Consider the following 289-nt stretch of genomic DNA (forward strand, 5'->3'; position numbering starts at 1 on the left):
GCCTCGCAAGAAGGCGATAACATTCAAAAGCGCGCACCTTATGTCGATATGGTTTTTGGCCCACAAACCTTGCATCGTTTGCCTGAACTCTATGATCAATCAAACGAGCAACGTGAAATTGCGCCTAAGAATCGTATCGGTACGGTAGATGTATCCTTCCCTAGTATCGAGAAGTTTGACTTTTTACCTGAGCCGCGCGTTGAAGGCTATAAGGCCTTTGTATCCATTATGGAAGGCTGCTCAAAGTATTGTTCATTCTGCGTTGTTCCTTATACGCGCGGTGAAGAGT

The 289-nt window shown here is 45.7% G+C and carries 1 pseudogene; it reads left to right on the forward strand.

The features are described 5' to 3' along the window. Nucleotides 1-289, forward strand: a pseudogene (locus AAEY78_RS12555) (tRNA (N6-isopentenyl adenosine(37)-C2)-methylthiotransferase MiaB); the annotation flags it as partial.

This window comes from Psychrobacter sp. 16-MNA-CIBAN-0192 (assembly GCF_040309565.1).
GTDB lineage: Bacteria > Pseudomonadota > Gammaproteobacteria > Pseudomonadales > Moraxellaceae > Psychrobacter.